This window comes from Halomonas sp. H33-56, from assembly GCF_040147035.1.
In the GTDB taxonomy this organism is placed as follows: domain Bacteria; phylum Pseudomonadota; class Gammaproteobacteria; order Pseudomonadales; family Halomonadaceae; genus Halomonas; species Halomonas litopenaei.
This window is the reverse complement of record NZ_JAMSHP010000001.1, coordinates 96,589-110,070: the sequence shown is the minus strand read 5'-3', so window position 1 is coordinate 110,070 and position 13,482 is coordinate 96,589. Positions and strand designations below refer to the sequence as shown.

The following is a 13,482-nucleotide window of genomic DNA, read 5'->3' as shown; positions in this document are numbered from 1 at the left end:
CCTGGCGATAACGGGTGCATGGAGCGACCGTGCGGCGCCCGTCAGCCCTTGCGCAACAGCCGATCCAGCTGTCGATAGCCGATGGCCTCGATCAGGTCGTCACGGCACGGACGCTCGCGCCCGGCCAGGTCGGCCAGGGTCAGCGCCACCCGCAGTACCCGGTGGTAGGCCCGGGCGGACAGCCGCAGGCGCTCAAGCGACTGCGCCAGCCAGGTGCGCTCGGCCACCTCCAGGGCGCAGGCTCGCTCCAGCGCGGCCCCGGCGAGCTGGGCGTTGAGCACTCCCCTCTGCTGCTGACGCTGACGCGCCGCCATCACGCGTCGGCGCACCATCTCGGTGCTTTCCCCCGGCTGATGCGACGTCAACTGTTCCACCGGCAGCGCCGGCACCTCCACCTGCAGGTCGATGCGATCGAGCAGGGGGCCGGACAGGCGCGCCTGATAGCGCTGGATCTGGGACGCGGTGCATACACAGTCCTGACGCGGATCCCCCAGATGGCCGCAGGGGCAAGGATTCATTGCGGCAACGAGTTGAAAACGAGCAGGAAATCGTCGCTCGTGGCTGGCCCTGGCGATATGGATCTCGCCGCTTTCCAGCGGCTCGCGCAACACCTCCAGCACCTGGCGACTGAACTCCGGCAGCTCGTCGAGAAACAGCACGCCGCGATGGGCCAGCGAGATCTCGCCGGGCCGCGGACGCGAGCCGCCACCGACCAGCGAGACCGCGCTGGCGGTGTGGTGAGGCGAGCGAAACGGACGACGGCCAAAGCCATCGGACAGGGGAAGCGCGCACACCGAGCGAATCGCCGCTACCTCCAGCGCCTCGTCATCGCCAAGCGGCGGCAAGAGCCCGGGCAGTCGGCTGGCCAGCAACGTCTTGCCGGTGCCGGGCGGCCCGGCAAACAGCAGGTTGTGCCCACCCGCCGCCGCCACCTCCAGCGCTCGCCGGGCCTGATACTGGCCACGCACATCGCACAGATCCAGCGCCGCAGGCCCGTCTTGCGGCGGTGCGACGGGTAGGTGAGCAACGAGGGGAATGCGCCCGACCAGGTGGGCGACGACGTCGAGCAGGTGCGCCGCCGGCAGCACCTCCAGTCCATTGACCAGGGCCGCCTCATCGGCGTTGGCCTCGGGCAGGATCAGGCGCCGCCCAGCCTGACGGGTGGCCATGGCGAAGGGCAGCATGCCGGCTACCGGCCGCAACCGGCCATCGAGGGCCAGTTCGCCGGCACACTCGACACCCTCCAGTGCGGCGGCGGGCAACTGGCCGGAAGCCACCAGCAGACCCAACGCGATGGGCAAATCGAAGCGTCCACCCTCCTTGGGCAGATCGGCGGGAGCAAGATTCAGGGTAATGCGGCGTAGCGGGTAGTCGAGGCCGCAGGTGGCGAGGGCGCTGCGCACCCGTTCGCGGCTTTCGCGCACTGCGGTCTCGGGCAGGCCGACCAGGGTCATGCCCGGCAGGCCGTTGGCCAGGTGTACCTCGACCTGCACCTCGGGGGCGTCCAGCCCCAGTCCCGCACGGGTGGCAATGATGGCAAGCGTCATGGGCTCCCTGCCTGACGGAAGGCTCATGACCAGTAGAGCACGCCCACCTCACCGGCGCCCCATGCCAGCCCCCCGCCAGGGCGGGCCGGCATATCTTGTGACGCTCTGCGTCCGAAGCCTCAGGCGGAGGGCTTGTCGGCTGAACCGCTCGACGCCTCGTCCTGCTTGCCCTGTTCCGGCACCGGCGGCACCGGTACCTCGGCGGCTTCCTCGGCCACGGCAGGCGCCGCGGTCGCTTCGCCAGCGGGCGCTGCACGTTCCTCGACCAGGCTCTCCAGCGCCGCTACCTGCTTTTCCAGCGCCTCGACCCGGGAGCGGGTGCGCTGCAATACGTCCATGAGGATGTCGAAATCCTCGCGTGACACCAGTTCGAGACGATCGAAGGCGCCACGCACCACCTGCTGGACCCCCTTCTGGATGTCTTCCGGGGCCTGGGAGGCGCCCTGCAAGCGCTCGCCGATCTGCTGTGCCAAACGGCTGATGCGATCCTGACTGACCATGATGGCTCTCCTTGAAACGTCGATGGGAACTCCGTTGCCGACAGGATACGCAAGCCGGGCGCCCAACGCATGCTTCGTGGCCCTTGCCCATTGGCGCCCGGCGCATTGGCGACTCCCTGATACCTACACGCGCCCCGGCACGCGACCCGACACAGCATGCTCGCCAATGACGCACCACCAATGCGCGCCAGCACCAAAACAGTGCATTAACTTTGATGCAGTGCCGCAAACTCGCGGGTGTTTTTCGTCTCTTGCTTTCCAAAACAACCACAAGCCATTGTAAACAAAGCTTTTGCCAAATTTATGGCACGTATATCGCTATGCATAGATATCCATGCACCGAGCGGAAACAAGCCGCCACCTTATGCACGTAGGGAGCCATGCCATGAAACTGATCACCGCCATCATCAAGCCCTTCAAGCTGGACGACGTCCGCGAGGCGCTGGCCGACAACGGCGTCCAGGGCATCACCGTGACCGAGGTCAAGGGCTTCGGCCGCCAGAAGGGCCACACCGAGCTATACCGCGGCGCCGAGTATGTCGTCGACTTTCTGCCCAAGGTGAAAGTCGAGGTTGCGATCGACGAGGCCCGACTGGACAGCGTGCTGGAAGCCATCTGCAACGCGGCCAACAGCGGCAAGATCGGTGACGGCAAGGTGTTCGTCACGCCGCTGGAAGACGTCATCCGCATTCGCACCGGCGAGCGCGGCTCCGACGCGGTCTGATCCCCGTCCCCTGACCCGACTTCCGATAAAAATATAGCGAGACACTTCCATGGTCGATATCAGTGAACTCAGCTACGCGCTGGACACCTTCTACTTCCTTATCTGCGGCGCCCTGGTCATGTGGATGGCCGCCGGTTTTGCCATGCTCGAGGCCGGCCTGGTCCGGGCCAAGAACACCGCCGAGATTCTGACCAAGAACATCGTGCTGTTCGCGGTCGCCTGCACCATGTATCTGCTGGTGGGCTACGCCCTGATGTACTCCTCCGACGCCGGCGGCTTCATCCCCAACCTCGGCTTCTTGATCGGCGCCGAAAACAGCGTCGATGCGGTGCTGGCAGGTGGTGAAGACGCACCCTACTACTCGGCCCGCGCCGACTTCTTCTTCCAGGTCGTGTTCGTGGCCACCGCCATGTCGATCGTCTCCGGCGCTGTCGCCGAGCGCATGAAGCTGTGGGCCTTCCTGGCCTTCGCCGTGGTCATGACCGCCGTGATCTATCCGGTCTCCGGCTACTGGACCTGGGGCGGCGGCTGGTTGTCCGAAGCAGGCTTCTCCGACTACGCAGGTTCCGGCATTGTCCACATGGCGGGTGCCGCTGCAGCCCTGGCCGGTGTGCTGGTGCTCGGTCCGCGCAAGGGCAAGTACGGCAAGAACGGCGCCATCTACGCCATTCCCGGTGCCAACATGCCGCTGGCGACCCTGGGTACCTTCGTCCTGTGGCTGGGATGGTTCGGCTTCAACGGCGGCTCCGAGCTCAAGCTCTCCGACGTGTCTTCCGCCAACAACATGGCCCAGGTGCTGGTGAACACCAACGCTGCCGCCGCCGGGGGTGTCATCGCCGCGCTGATCCTGGCCAAGATCTGGTTCCGCAAGGCTGACCTGACCATGGCCCTGAACGGCGCCATCGCTGGCCTGGTCTCCATCACCGCCGACCCGCTGTCCTCCACGGCCCTCGGCGCCACCCTGATCGGTGCAGTCGGCGGTGTCCTGGTGGTGGTCGCCATCGTGGTCCTCGACAAGCTGCGCCTGGACGATCCGGTCGGTGCCATCTCCGCCCACGGTGTGGCCGGTATCTGGGGTGTCCTGGCGGTCCCGCTGAACAACGCCGACGCCACCTTCGGCGCCCAGATGCTCGGCATCATCGGCATCTTCGCCTGGGTCTTCATCGCTAGCCTGGTCGTGTGGCTGATCATCAAGGCAATCATGGGTGTGCGTGTCAGCGAAGAAGAAGAATACGAAGGCGTCGACCTGGCCGAATGTGGTCTCGAAGCCTACCCCGAGTTTAACGTCGCCAAGAAGTAAGCCTGAGCTTACCCGCGACACCAGTGAGCTGGCGTGCTCCTCCTGGCCCCTTCGGGGGCCTTTTTTATTGCTGTTCGCCAGGGGTATGCTTTGTCACACTAGTCAGGACAGGCGCAACGGCGCGCCGCCAACGGGTTGGCGCCAGGCACGACCGACGCCGCCCCCACACGGACAGGATGAGGAACCCGCCATGAAACTGGTGACCGCGATTATCAAGCCATTCAAGCTCGACGACGTCCGCGAGTCGCTCTCCGAGATCGGTGTTCAGGGCATCACCGTCACTGAAGTGAAGGGCTTTGGCCGTCAGAAGGGCCACACCGAGCTGTACCGGGGAGCCGAGTACGTGGTCGACTTTCTGCCCAAGGTGAAGCTTGAGGTGGCGGTCGACGACGGCATGACCGAGCAGGTCATCGAAGCCATCGTCCAGGTCGCCAACACTGGCAAGATCGGTGATGGCAAGATCTTCGTCACTCCCCTTGAACAAGTCATTCGTATCCGTACCGGCGAGACCGACAAGGATGCTGTCTGACCTCGACCGACAAGGACGCTGTCTGACGACGGCGACCGGTTCTCCCCGCCAGGTGGCGCCGCTCAGCCGCGGCGTCGCAACGGCTCCAGCAGGTCGCTCAGGCCGTTGTGGTCGATCTCGTGCATCAGCGCCAGCAGGCGTCCGATCTCTCCGGGGGGAAACCCGACCCGGGCAAACCACGCCAGGTAAGGCCCGGGCAGATCGGCGATCAAGGTGCCTTGATGCTTGCCGAAAGGCATCGGCAAGGTAACCAGGCGTTCCAGGTCCTGAGGATTCATCGCTGCTCCTGAGCGGGTGGGTGAGGGAAAGACGCACAGGGTACTGGCCTGCGGGCGGCGTCGCCATCGATTCGCCTCCCCATTGAAAGTCTCCCCCGTTGAAAGTCTTCCCCATCGACGCCATGGTTATTTCCAGGTATCGACAAGGAGGCCGACATGACCACACTCGTGATAGGTGCCAACGGCCAGATCGGCCGCCAGGTCTGCGCCATCGCCCACCGCCAGGGACATCCGATTCGCGCCATGATCCGTAGCGCCGAGCAACGCGACTGGTTCGAGCAACAAGGTATCGAGACGGTCGTCGCCGACCTGGAGGGCGACTTCGCCTCCGCCTTCGAAGGTTGCGAACAGGTGCTGTTCACCGCCGGCTCCGGCCCGAACACCGGGCCCGACAAGACGCTGTTGATCGACCTCTACGCCGCTACGCGGGTGGCGGACGAGGCCAGCCGCCAGGGGCTGGATCGCATGCTGATGGTCAGCGCCATGCGCGCCGAGCAGCCGCTGCAGGCGCCGGAGAAGCTCAGGCCCTACATGGCCGCCAAGTTCGCTGCCGATGCCTACCTGCGCAGCAGCAAGGTGGACCATGTCATCGTCAAGCCAGGCCGGCTCACCGACGACGACGCCACCGGCCGTGTGGCCACGTCGCTGGACGAGACCGGGGGCAACAACCAGATCTCCAGAGCCAACGTGGCCCAGGCCCTGGTCTATCTATTGGGGCAACGAAAGATCCGTAATCACGAGACGGTGCTCCTGGACGGCGAACGCGAGATCGCCGAGGCTCTCGGCGACTGACCACCGCCACACCGGCCAGGCGACTCAATCCGCCAGCACCAACGACGACGCCGATGGCAAGTGGCCATCGGCGTCGTCGTTTGCGGCGTCCTGTCGTGGGGTCTTACTTCTCCACGAAGGCACGCTCGATGACGTAGTCGCCGGGCTCGCCCATGCGCGGGGAAATATTGAAGCCGAGCTCGTCGAGCAGTGCGCTGGTGTCGTCGAGCATGGCCGGGCTGCCGCAGATCATGGCCCGGTCCTGCTTGGGATCAATGGGCGGCAGGCCCTTGTCGTCGGTCAGCTTGCCGGTGCGGATGTGATCGGTCAGGCGGCCCATGGTGTGGAAGTCTTCACGGGTCACGGTGGGGTAGTAGACCAGCTTCTCGCTGATCTCCTCGCCCAGGTACTCGTGCGCCGGCAACTCCTTGGTGATGAAGTCGGCGTAGGCCAGCTCGTTGACGTGGCGCACGCCGTGCACCAGCACTACCTTTTCGAAGCGCTCGTAGACCTCGGGGTCCTGGATCAGGCTGAGGAAGGGCGCCAGACCGGTGCCGGTGGACAGCATGTAGAGATTGCGCCCAGGCAGCAGGTCGTCACATACCAGGGTACCGGTAGGCTTGCGGCTGACCATGATCTGATCACCCACCTGCAGGTGCTGCAGGCGAGAGGTCAGGGGACCATCGGGCACCTTGATGCTGAAGAACTCGAGGTGGTCCTCGTAGTTGGGGCTGGCCACGGAGTAGGCACGCATCAGCGGCTTGCCGTTGACCTCGAGACCGATCATCACGAACTGGCCGTTCTTGAAACGCAGGCTACGCTCACGGGTCGTGCGGAAGGTGAACAGGGAGTCGTTCCAGTGATGAACGCTCAGCACTTCTTCCAGGGCAAACTTGCTCATGCCAACTCCTTAAAATGCGTGGGCTTATTCCTGAAGTGAATAAAGCCCGATATCAAGTCTTGCGGATAATTCTAAGACCGGCCATATTATCTGTTAAATGGATTGTATGGATAACGCTTATCCAATTCATTGATATAGATGTCCATCGCCGACGTCTTTACCCCTATCGCGCCGGAGAGCCCGTGCCATGCGCTACACCCTTCGACAGCTGGAAGTCTTTGTTGCGGTCGCCCAGCACGAGAGCGTGTCCAAGGCGGCGCGCGCCCTGGCCCTGTCGCAGTCGGCGGCCAGTACCGCGCTGTCCGAACTCGAGCGCCAGTTCGACTGCCAGCTGCTCGATCGCATCGGCAAGCGCCTCAAGCTCAATGCACTGGGCTTCCAGCTGCTGCCCAAGGCGGTCGCCCTGCTCGATCGGGCCGAAGAAGTGGAAGAACTGCTCAGAGGCCAGCAAGGCATCGGCAATCTGGATGTCGGCGCCACCCTGACCATCGGCAACTATCTGGCGACGCTGTTGATCAGCGACTTCATGCAGCGCCACCCCGGCAGCCGGGTAAGGCTGCAGGTCCGCAACACTCGCTCGATCATCGATGCGGTTCGCCATCACCAGCTCGACCTGGGGCTGATCGAGGGGCAGTGCGAGGAGGACGAGGTCATCACCCAGCCCTGGGTCGAAGACGACCTGGTGGTGTTCTGTTCGCCCCGTCACCCGCTGGCCAACCGCGGGCCGGTGGAGCTCGACCGCCTGCTGCGTGAAGACTGGATCATGCGAGAGGAGGGCTCAGGCACGCGCCTGACCCTCGAACAGGCAGCCCGCCATCGGCGTGGTCGCTTCAATATCCTGCTCGAACTGGAGCATACCGAGGGCATCAAGCGTGCGGTGGAGTCGGGGCTGGGAATCGGCTGTGTCTCACGCCTGGCGCTGCGCGACGCCTTTCGGCGTGGCAGCCTGACCCCACTGCCCACGCCGGAACTGGACCTGAGTCGACAGTTCACCTTTATCTGGCACCGTCACAAGTACCTCACCGCAGGCATGCGCGAATTTCTACGCCAGTGCCGGCAGATGACGGAGGGGATCCAGCGCAGCGACGAGATCGATCTGCCGCAGGTGCCCTGAACGGAAACGACTAGCGCTATGCAGGAGAGAGCCCGCCGCGGACGGCGGGCGGCACAGATCAGCGCAGATCGTCGACGGCGTCGGTGATCTTGTCGCAGTCGGCCTTGGTCAGATCCTTGGAGAGGGAGTGGATGACCAGTTTGGCGGTGGGAGCATCGAGCTTGTCGCGCAGGTGGCCAAGAAAGCGCGGCGGCGCCACCATGATCAGCTTTTCCATGCTGTTGTCGACACGGGCACGATACAGTCGATCGGCTACCTCTCGGGCAAAGATGACTTCATGGTGCTGGGTCGCCACCTCCTCGCCGCCAGCCTGACGCGAGGCGGTAGCACTGGATTCATGTACGTCACCGCCCTTGTCGGTCACCAGATCGCCTTCGTGGAGCCGCCCTTCGGCGTGCACCAGGCTCTCGACTTCATTCAGCTTGCGTCCTGTCCGAGTGAAGATTCGCGCACGCGACGCATCGGCTACCACGATATAAGTCGTCGTCATGGTCGGTCCTCGCCTCCCTGTGTTCAGACTTCCCGGCACAATGACCGGTACAAAGTCACCATGGCAACGGACCCCGGCAGCGTCAACTGGTGGTTATTGGCGACACCGGCGTCGCCCTCCACGGACACTGACGAGCCCTGCCTCCTTTGGGGTAGCATGCAGGCATCTGTTACACGCCCCGGCGGCCTGCGGCCCTGTCCGGTTATCGCCTTTGCCTGCGCCGCACCGCTGATACTCGCGGGCCGCCCATCCTGGCGCCCTGCGAGTTCCCCTGCTGGAGGACCTCGACCATGCGCCAGTTCTTCTTTCCCCGCGCCCCACTGGCCCGGCGCACCCTGCTGAGCTGTCATTTCATTGCACAGCTCGGCGTTCTCACCGCCGGTCTGTGGTGGCTGATCCCCCGCACCCCCTGGGTCGCCATGACCACCTGGAGTGAGAGCTGGCCTCCACTGGCGCTGGGCGCCGGCCTCACCCTGCTGACCATGGTCGCACTACGCCTGCTGGCCGAGCTGTGGTTGCTGCCCCATCACCTGGGCAGTCAACGGCCCGGCTTCGCCCCCGGCGCGGTGGTCACCCGCTCCTACGATCGTCGTCCGGCGGTGCATGATGACGACAAGGCCTGGACCTCCCAGGCCCGGCCGCTGGAGGACGACGACGCGGTGGTCGGCGATGCTCGGGTGACGCGCAAGGCCGAACCGCTGAGCAAACGCGGACATCGCGAGCCCGGCCTCGACCTGAACCGTTCGTCTACCGGCGAGCCCGAGCCACAAAGGGTCCAGAAGCCGAGTCGCCAGGAGCCAAGTCTCTGACGCGGTGGTCGCCTTGACCGAGATAACGCCGCGGCTCGGTGTCCCGGCATGGCCGACATTGTGCGACTGGACGCTTTCAGGGCGTTTTCCAGGCGTCATTGAGGCTCAAGGGAGCTAGCCGAAAGTCAGCCGACCTCCAGCACAGAGCTTTTTCAGGACAGAGCTTCAGCGGCGAGCGCGCTGCCGCCATCGGCACCACAGCCAGACCGCCCCGACACCGAGTACGGCCCCCAGGATATTGGCGACGATGTCCCAGACATCGCCGCCAAGACGCCCGGGTACCGGGATCTGGGCGAACTCGATGGCGACGCCGTAGGCCACCGCCAGTCCCATGGACAGCCCACTGCGCCCGCTCGCCAACGCCAGCAGTGTTGCCAGGCCGGCGTAGGCGATCAGATGGTTGGCCTTGTCCCAGGGCAGGTCTTCCGGCAATTCGCTGGCAGGCATCAGACTGCCCCAGGCGATGACCAGGGCGGCGGTGGCGGCCAGTCCCCACCACCACCGCCCGAATGCAGACCGCCTGCCCGAGACTTCAGCCTGAGGCGATCTGGGCATGATAGGCCGGGCTCAACTCGTGCAGCGCCTCCATGAAGGCGGTGACGTTGTCGGGGTCGGTGAACTGGCTGATGCCGTGGCCGAGATTGAAGATGTGGCCGGGGCCGTGGCCGTAGCTGTCGAGGATACGGCCGACCTCGGCGCGAATCGCCGAAGGGCTGGCGAACAGCACATTGGGGTCCATGTTGCCCTGCAGTGCCACCTTGCGGCCCACCCGGCTGCGCGCGCTGGACAGTTCAGTGGTCCAGTCCAGCCCCAGGGCGTCGGCGCCGGTGTCGGCCAGATCCTCGAGCCACTGGCCGCCGTTCTTGGTGAACAGGATCACCGGTACCCGGCGCCCGTCATGTTCGCGAATCAGCCCCGCCACGATCTGCTCCATGTAGCGCAGCGAGAACTCGCGATAGGCCGGCGTGGACAGCGTCCCTCCCCAGGTATCGAAGATCTGTACCGCCTGTGCGCCAGCTCGGATCTGCGCATTGAGGTAGTCGGTCACCGCCGTGGCCAGGGTATCGAGCAGCTGATGCATCACGTCGGGGCTTGAGTAGAGCATGCCCTTGACGTGGCGAAAATCCTTGCTGGAGGCGCCTTCGACCATATAGGTCGCCAGGGTCCAGGGACTGCCGGAGAAACCGATCAGCGGCACCCGACCGTTGAGCTCGCGACGGATGGTCGAGACCGCGCGCATCACGTAGTCGAGGTCGCGTTCGGCGTCGGGCGCCGTCAGAGCTGCCACGTCTTCTGCGCTGCGCACCGGCTTGCGGAACTTGGGACCCTCGCCGGTCTCGAAGTACAAGCCCAGCCCCATGGCATCGGGGATGGTCAGAATATCGGAGAACAGGATGGCGGCGTCCAGCGGATAGCGTTCCAGCGGCTGCAGGGTGACCTCGCAGGCGCGGGCGGTATCACGACACAGGTCCATGAAGCTTCCCGCCTGGGCGCGCACTTCCTTGTACTCCGGCAGGTAGCGACCGGCCTGGCGCATCATCCAGACCGGAGTGCGATCCACCGGTTGACGCGCGAGAGCGCGCAGAAATCGATCGTTCTTCAGTTCCATGCAGGCGTCATCCAGGGAAAATGTGCGACTCATTGTACCGCAATGACTCCCGAACGCGTGGCCTCCTGCGACCCTGTGTCGTCGGCAAGGTGTCGTGAGCCTTGCACGACTTCCTGATAAACTGGGCGCCCCCTTGACGGCGCTGCCGTTGTTTCGACTCCGAGGTACCCCGTGACGATTCGCTTTATCGCCGCCTCTCGCCTGCCCACCCCCTGGGCGACCTTCACCATGCACGGCTTCGAAGACGAGGCCACGGGCAAGGATCATATCGCCCTGACCCTGGGGGAGATCGACGATGGCGCTCCTGTGCTGGGACGGGTGCACTCTGAATGCCTGACCGGCGACGCCCTGTTCTCGATGCGCTGCGACTGCGGCTATCAGCTTCAGGAAGCGCTCAAGCGTATCGCCAGCGAAGGCCGCGGTGTCATCCTCTACCTGCGTCAGGAAGGCCGCGGCATCGGCCTGCTCAACAAGATTCGCGCCTACCACCTGCAGGACCAGGGGGCCGACACCGTCGAGGCCAACGAGCGCCTGGGTTTCGCCGCCGACCTGCGCCGCTATGACCTGTGCGTGCCGATGCTCGAACACCTGGGTGTCGAGGGGCTCAAGCTGATGACCAACAACCCGCGCAAGGTCGACGCCCTGACCCAGGCCGGCGTTCAGGTGGTGGAACGCGTCGCCCTGACCACCGGGCTCAATCCCCACAACGAGCACTACCTGTCCACCAAGGCAGGCAAGCTCGGTCACATGATGGCGCTGGGTGACTTTACCCAGGCTGACGACGTGGATATCGAAAAAAAGTCATAGGCCGCGTAAGGAATCCGGCCCACCCCCGACTCAAGATCAAACGCAACATTACGCTCCATTGATCTTGACCTTCGAGGTGCCGACATGAAACTCAAGCTGCTTTCGATTGCCGCCATTGCCGCCGTGACCACACTTCCGCTGACGGCCCAGGCCGACGCCCGTGCCACCGACCTGGCCCGCGCGCTGAACAGCCAACCCCTGTCCATGCGCGACGCCATGCCACAGCAGGGCCATGAAGTGATCAATGCCCACATCGCCAGCGACAGCACCGAAGCCCTGCGCAAGGCTCGCCTGCGGCTGCAGTCTCGCCATGTGGAAATGACCGACTTCATGCTCAATCTCGACCTCGGTCGCGCCGCCACCAAGTAACAGCAAGAAAAAAATGCCTTTGTTTTTGCACCGCTACAGACATACGACCGTTTTAATAGAGCCGCCTTATCGAAGCCATAAAAGCGATTACCTGGCGCTTTCGATAGAACGCTAACAAAATACACACATCGACAGCGGGTGACGCCACCCGCTGATACCGGAAGGAGCTTCGACATGAAACCCACCTTGATCCTCGCTGCCCTGATCGTCGCCTCTCTGCCCGCTCTGGCCCAGGCTGCACCACCCAAGTACGCCCTGGCCCTGAACGAATCGCCCTTGACCGACCAGGCCCCGTTGGCCGATGACGTGCTGGGGCAGCAAGTCGCCGATGTCGAGCCTCTGGCTATCGGTGGCCAACGTATCGGCAACACCGCCGTCTCGACCCATGATGGCAAGACGCTGGCAAACGCCAGGCTGCAACTGCATCGCGACCAGGCCCAGGCCACTCGCTTTTTGCAGCAGGACGGACGACGTGTCGCGGTGACCATCTAGGCTGCGCTGTGTAAAGGCGACTTAGACCAAGGTCGAATCGGTATTTGACATTCCGTTAGCCTGTTAATATTATTGCCGCAAGTTTTCATGCAGTACCCGTTGGATACATCCTTCGAACGCCGGACAGAGTCACCAAGGTCCAGGATGACAAGGATGACAAGCTGCAGAAAAGGCAGGCCCTGAGGGGCCAAAAAATGCCACCAAAATTAAAACGACCGTTTTATTTTGAATCGGTCGAAAGCAAGAGAGACAAGGGCCACGAGGCCCAATAGGAGAGACACCATGAAAGCCACTACCAAGATCGCCGCTACTGCCCTGCTCGCCGCTGCCCTGCCGCTGACCGCCCAGGCCGACCGCGCCAGTGACCGTGCCCAGGCGCTCAACGCCGAGCCGCTGTCCAGCCTCAGCGTCGCCGCCCTCGACGCCGCCCATCAGGTCGGCAACGCCCATATCGCCGACAACGGCAGCAATGCGATGGCCAACGCCCGCTTGGAGCTGCTGCGCGAACAGGCCAAGCGTACCGACTTCGCCATGAGCGAGCATGACCTGGACCTGGCCCGTCAGGCCACCACCGGCTAATTTTTGCCGACCAGATTAAAACGACCGTTTGACTTGATGATGACCGGCAACGTCCAAATGACGCCCGGCGTCATCTCCAACAGACGATCGCGAAGGCCAGCAACACAGGCCCTTCGACAAAGACTGCAAGACGACCGCTGAAACCGACATACGCGATGGCCAAGGGCTCACCCAGAAGCCCATCAGGCCTACAGGAGAGACACCATGAAAGCCACTACCAAGATCGCCGCTACTGCCCTGCTCGCCGCTGCCCTGCCGCTGACCGCCCAGGCCGACCGCGCCACTGACCGCGCCCAGGAGCTCAACGCCGAGCCGTTGGCTCAGGTCAGCGCCAGCGCGCTGGAGACCGCCCATCAGGTCGGCAACGCCCATATCGCCGACAACGGCAGCAACGCCATGGCCAATGCCCGGCTGGAGCTGCTACGGGTTCAGGCCAAGCGCACCGACTTCGCCATGAGCGAGCACGACCTTGACCTGGCCCGTCAGGCCACCACCGGCTAAGCGCACCGATCCGATGGGTGCCCGCGGGTAAAGACCCCGAGTACCAACGCAGAGGCCCCGCCGACGTGATGTCGGCGGGGCCTTTTTATGTGCCGGGTCTTTTTGTGCCGGGTCTTTTTATCCTCGGCCTGGGGGAGGGTCTACCGGACACGGGGCCAGGTG

18 protein-coding genes are annotated in these 13,482 nt (G+C 64.2%); 11 read left to right on the top strand and 7 right to left on the bottom strand.

Going from position 1 to position 13,482, the window contains the following annotated elements; all coding sequences use genetic code 11:
- Nucleotides 1-41 precede the first annotated feature (41 nt).
- Nucleotides 42-1,547 (bottom strand): YifB family Mg chelatase-like AAA ATPase, encoded by a 1,506-nt coding sequence (locus tag NFH98_RS00510; RefSeq protein WP_348827393.1) that lies wholly within the window; start codon nucleotides 1,545-1,547, stop codon nucleotides 42-44.
- A 119-nt stretch (nucleotides 1,548-1,666) separates the two neighbouring features.
- Entirely contained in the window at nucleotides 1,667-2,047 is a 381-nt protein-coding gene (locus NFH98_RS00505) for an accessory factor UbiK family protein (RefSeq protein WP_045993910.1), read from the bottom strand.
- A gap of 385 nt (nucleotides 2,048-2,432) precedes the next feature.
- Here NFH98_RS00505 and NFH98_RS00500 point away from each other — a divergent pair, with 385 nt between their 5' ends.
- The 3 genes from NFH98_RS00500 to glnK all read left to right on the top strand — a co-directional run bounded on the left by NFH98_RS00500 (nucleotide 2,433) and on the right by glnK (nucleotide 4,600).
- On the top strand, nucleotides 2,433-2,771 hold the full coding sequence (locus NFH98_RS00500) for a P-II family nitrogen regulator (RefSeq protein WP_045993909.1): 339 nt from the start codon (nucleotides 2,433-2,435) through the stop codon (nucleotides 2,769-2,771).
- A 49-nt stretch (nucleotides 2,772-2,820) separates the two neighbouring features.
- Entirely contained in the window at nucleotides 2,821-4,071 is a 1,251-nt protein-coding gene (locus NFH98_RS00495; RefSeq protein ID WP_348827392.1) for an ammonium transporter AmtB, read from the top strand.
- A 190-nt stretch (nucleotides 4,072-4,261) separates the two neighbouring features.
- Nucleotides 4,262-4,600, top strand: a complete 339-nt coding sequence (gene glnK, locus NFH98_RS00490) for a P-II family nitrogen regulator (protein ID WP_045993907.1) — start codon at nucleotides 4,262-4,264, stop codon at nucleotides 4,598-4,600.
- Nucleotides 4,601-4,662: 62 nt separating this feature from the next.
- On the opposite strand, the gene NFH98_RS00485 is transcribed toward glnK, so the two are convergent.
- On the bottom strand, nucleotides 4,663-4,878 hold the full coding sequence (locus tag NFH98_RS00485) for a DUF3820 family protein (protein WP_045993906.1): 216 nt from the start codon (nucleotides 4,876-4,878) through the stop codon (nucleotides 4,663-4,665).
- Between the two features lie 156 nt (nucleotides 4,879-5,034).
- On the opposite strand from NFH98_RS00485, the gene NFH98_RS00480 reads away from it, so the two are divergent.
- A complete protein-coding gene (locus tag NFH98_RS00480) occupies nucleotides 5,035-5,670 on the top strand; it encodes an SDR family oxidoreductase (RefSeq protein WP_287163608.1) in 636 nt (211 codons plus the stop codon).
- Between the two features lie 103 nt (nucleotides 5,671-5,773).
- Here NFH98_RS00480 and NFH98_RS00475 read toward each other — a convergent pair whose 3' ends face one another.
- Nucleotides 5,774-6,550 (bottom strand): ferredoxin--NADP reductase, encoded by a 777-nt coding sequence (locus tag NFH98_RS00475; protein ID WP_045993904.1) that lies wholly within the window; start codon nucleotides 6,548-6,550, stop codon nucleotides 5,774-5,776.
- A 187-nt stretch (nucleotides 6,551-6,737) separates the two neighbouring features.
- On the opposite strand from NFH98_RS00475, the gene NFH98_RS00470 reads away from it, so the two are divergent.
- A complete protein-coding gene (locus NFH98_RS00470; protein ID WP_045993903.1) occupies nucleotides 6,738-7,664 on the top strand; it encodes a LysR family transcriptional regulator in 927 nt (308 codons plus the stop codon).
- Between the two features lie 58 nt (nucleotides 7,665-7,722).
- Here NFH98_RS00470 and NFH98_RS00465 read toward each other — a convergent pair whose 3' ends face one another.
- On the bottom strand, nucleotides 7,723-8,154 hold the full coding sequence (locus tag NFH98_RS00465) for a host attachment protein (RefSeq protein ID WP_045993902.1): 432 nt from the start codon (nucleotides 8,152-8,154) through the stop codon (nucleotides 7,723-7,725).
- Between the two features lie 290 nt (nucleotides 8,155-8,444).
- On the opposite strand from NFH98_RS00465, the gene NFH98_RS00460 reads away from it, so the two are divergent.
- Nucleotides 8,445-8,963, top strand: coding sequence for a hypothetical protein (locus NFH98_RS00460; protein WP_348827390.1), 519 nt, complete (start codon nucleotides 8,445-8,447; stop codon nucleotides 8,961-8,963).
- Between the two features lie 165 nt (nucleotides 8,964-9,128).
- Here the strand turns inward: NFH98_RS00460 and NFH98_RS00455 are convergent, their stop codons facing one another.
- Both NFH98_RS00455 and hemE read right to left on the bottom strand, forming a co-directional pair.
- A complete protein-coding gene (locus NFH98_RS00455; RefSeq protein WP_348827389.1) occupies nucleotides 9,129-9,518 on the bottom strand; it encodes a VanZ family protein in 390 nt (129 codons plus the stop codon).
- Complete coding sequence (gene hemE, locus NFH98_RS00450; protein WP_348828108.1) at nucleotides 9,496-10,572, bottom strand: uroporphyrinogen decarboxylase; 1,077 nt, start codon at nucleotides 10,570-10,572, stop codon at nucleotides 9,496-9,498. Before hemE ends, NFH98_RS00455 begins: the two co-directional genes overlap by 23 nt.
- A 171-nt stretch (nucleotides 10,573-10,743) precedes the next feature.
- Between hemE and ribA the strand changes: the two genes are divergently transcribed.
- The 5 genes from ribA (at nucleotide 10,744) to NFH98_RS00425 (ending at nucleotide 13,320) form a co-directional block, all read left to right on the top strand.
- The gene (gene ribA, locus NFH98_RS00445; protein WP_045993900.1) at nucleotides 10,744-11,379 is read left to right on the top strand and encodes a GTP cyclohydrolase II; all 636 of its coding nucleotides are present in this window, start codon (nucleotides 10,744-10,746) and stop codon (nucleotides 11,377-11,379) included.
- 84 nt (nucleotides 11,380-11,463) lie between these two features.
- Nucleotides 11,464-11,748, top strand: coding sequence for a hypothetical protein (locus NFH98_RS00440; protein WP_045993899.1), 285 nt, complete (start codon nucleotides 11,464-11,466; stop codon nucleotides 11,746-11,748).
- A 174-nt stretch (nucleotides 11,749-11,922) separates the two neighbouring features.
- Nucleotides 11,923-12,240 carry a hypothetical protein gene (locus NFH98_RS00435; RefSeq protein WP_349622097.1) on the top strand — a complete coding sequence of 106 codons (318 nt, stop codon included), beginning with the start codon at nucleotides 11,923-11,925 and terminating at the stop codon, nucleotides 12,238-12,240.
- Nucleotides 12,241-12,522: 282 nt separating this feature from the next.
- Nucleotides 12,523-12,819 carry a hypothetical protein gene (locus tag NFH98_RS00430; protein WP_108131883.1) on the top strand — a complete coding sequence of 99 codons (297 nt, stop codon included), beginning with the start codon at nucleotides 12,523-12,525 and terminating at the stop codon, nucleotides 12,817-12,819.
- A gap of 204 nt (nucleotides 12,820-13,023) precedes the next feature.
- Nucleotides 13,024-13,320, top strand: a complete 297-nt coding sequence (locus tag NFH98_RS00425; protein WP_349622096.1) for a hypothetical protein — start codon at nucleotides 13,024-13,026, stop codon at nucleotides 13,318-13,320.
- Nucleotides 13,321-13,482 lie beyond the last annotated feature (162 nt).

Excerpts from the sequence above, each read along its gene's own strand:
- NFH98_RS00510 (WP_348827393.1), bottom strand. The coding sequence starts at position 1,547 with ATGACGCTTGCCATCATTGCCACCCGTGCGGGACTGGGGCTGGACGCC.
- NFH98_RS00505 (WP_045993910.1), bottom strand. The coding sequence starts at position 2,047 with ATGGTCAGTCAGGATCGCATCAGCCGTTTGGCACAGCAGATCGGCGAG.
- NFH98_RS00500 (WP_045993909.1), top strand. The coding sequence starts at position 2,433 with ATGAAACTGATCACCGCCATCATCAAGCCCTTCAAGCTGGACGACGTC.
- NFH98_RS00495 (WP_348827392.1), top strand. The coding sequence starts at position 2,821 with ATGGTCGATATCAGTGAACTCAGCTACGCGCTGGACACCTTCTACTTC.
- glnK (WP_045993907.1), top strand. The coding sequence starts at position 4,262 with ATGAAACTGGTGACCGCGATTATCAAGCCATTCAAGCTCGACGACGTC.
- NFH98_RS00485 (WP_045993906.1), bottom strand. The coding sequence starts at position 4,878 with ATGAATCCTCAGGACCTGGAACGCCTGGTTACCTTGCCGATGCCTTTC.
- NFH98_RS00480 (WP_287163608.1), top strand. The coding sequence starts at position 5,035 with ATGACCACACTCGTGATAGGTGCCAACGGCCAGATCGGCCGCCAGGTC.
- NFH98_RS00475 (WP_045993904.1), bottom strand. The coding sequence starts at position 6,550 with ATGAGCAAGTTTGCCCTGGAAGAAGTGCTGAGCGTTCATCACTGGAAC.
- NFH98_RS00470 (WP_045993903.1), top strand. The coding sequence starts at position 6,738 with ATGCGCTACACCCTTCGACAGCTGGAAGTCTTTGTTGCGGTCGCCCAG.
- NFH98_RS00465 (WP_045993902.1), bottom strand. The coding sequence starts at position 8,154 with ATGACGACGACTTATATCGTGGTAGCCGATGCGTCGCGTGCGCGAATC.
- NFH98_RS00460 (WP_348827390.1), top strand. The coding sequence starts at position 8,445 with ATGCGCCAGTTCTTCTTTCCCCGCGCCCCACTGGCCCGGCGCACCCTG.
- NFH98_RS00455 (WP_348827389.1), bottom strand. The coding sequence starts at position 9,518 with ATGCCCAGATCGCCTCAGGCTGAAGTCTCGGGCAGGCGGTCTGCATTC.
- hemE (WP_348828108.1), bottom strand. The coding sequence starts at position 10,572 with ATGGAACTGAAGAACGATCGATTTCTGCGCGCTCTCGCGCGTCAACCG.
- NFH98_RS00440 (WP_045993899.1), top strand. The coding sequence starts at position 11,464 with ATGAAACTCAAGCTGCTTTCGATTGCCGCCATTGCCGCCGTGACCACA.
- NFH98_RS00435 (WP_349622097.1), top strand. The coding sequence starts at position 11,923 with ATGAAACCCACCTTGATCCTCGCTGCCCTGATCGTCGCCTCTCTGCCC.
- NFH98_RS00430 (WP_108131883.1), top strand. The coding sequence starts at position 12,523 with ATGAAAGCCACTACCAAGATCGCCGCTACTGCCCTGCTCGCCGCTGCC.
- NFH98_RS00425 (WP_349622096.1), top strand. The coding sequence starts at position 13,024 with ATGAAAGCCACTACCAAGATCGCCGCTACTGCCCTGCTCGCCGCTGCC.